The sequence below is a fragment of the Streptomyces sp. NPDC050619 genome (assembly GCF_040654815.1).
Classification (GTDB): Bacteria; Actinomycetota; Actinomycetes; order Streptomycetales; family Streptomycetaceae; genus Streptomyces.
Map to the genome: position 1 here is coordinate 1 of NZ_JBFAIR010000170.1, position 1,161 is coordinate 1,161.

A 1,161-nucleotide genomic window follows, 5' to 3' on the forward strand; every position below is an offset into this window, starting at 1 on the left:
GGCGGCGAGGAAGGCGCGCAGCGCATGCGGACCGCGCTGCGCGAGGCCACCGAGCTGACGCAGCCGATGCGCATCGAGGACGTACGCATCGACGACTACGTGGCCGTCTTCTACCCCGGCGGCTGGGGCCCGATGGAGGACCTGCCCGACAACGCCGCCTCCGGCACGCTGCTCACCGACTGGCTCGCCTCAGGCAAGCTGGTGTCCCTGGTGTGCCACGGCCCCGCGGCGCTGCTGGCCACCATCGGCCCGGACGGAACGTCCCCGTTCACCGGCTACCGTCTGACCGGCCTCTCCAACGCCGAGGAGAAGCAGAACGGTCTCGCGGACCGCGCGAAGTGGCTGCTGCAGGACCGCCTCGTCAACGAGCTCGGGGCCGACTACCGCGAGACCGAGCCGTTCGCCCCGCACGTCGAGGTCGACCGCACCCTGTACACCGGCCAGAACCCGGGCTCGGCCGTCCCCCTGGCCCAAGAGGTGGTCAAGGCACTGAGCTGACAACTCAGCTGCACGCGGAAGAGGACTCGGCGGCCCGGTACGCATTCCGGGTCGCCGAGTCCTCTTTCCCCAGTTGCCATGAAGGTCGGAACTGATACAAGTGTTGACACATATCGGTAAAGCCCAACGCAGGCAGGAGCTCTCCCCCTCACAACCGCCGGGTTTCTGTGCGAGGCTGCGAATCATGAACCGCAACCCCCATCTGAACGAGCTGGGTGAGTTCCTCAAGGCCCGCCGTGGCGAGCTCAGCCCCTCCGCGGTCGGACTTCGCGGAGGGCAACGGCGGCGCGTGAGCGGTCTGCGCCGTGAGGAAGTGGCCCTCCTCGCCGCGATCAGCACCGAGTACTACACGCGCATCGAGCAGGGCCGCCTCCAGGCATCGGCCCCCCTGCTCGACGAGATCGCCCAGGTGCTCCACCTGAACGACGACCAGCGCACCTACCTCTTCGACCTCGCGGCGAAGGAGAGGGTCCGCCCGACCACGCCGGGCGATCGCCAGCAGGTGGACACACAGCTACAGCGCATGCTGGACGATCTCACCGCCTCCCCCGCCTTCGTCATCGGCCGGCGCACCGACATCCTGGGCTGGAACCAGCTCGCCGCCGCCCTGTGGACCGACTTCGGGCGCTACCCGGAACAGGAGCGCGTGTTCATCCGGCTGCT

2 protein-coding genes are annotated in these 1,161 nt (G+C 68.8%); both read left to right on the forward strand.

Going from position 1 to position 1,161, the window contains the following annotated elements; genetic code table 11:
* Positions 1-498, forward strand: a 498-nt coding sequence (locus tag AB0I77_RS53780; RefSeq protein ID WP_363290367.1) for a type 1 glutamine amidotransferase domain-containing protein, incomplete at its 5' end; no start/stop codon positions are given.
* Between the two features lie 184 nt (positions 499-682).
* The coding region (locus AB0I77_RS53785; protein WP_363290368.1) for a helix-turn-helix domain-containing protein at positions 683-1,161 on the forward strand (479 nt) is incomplete at its 3' end.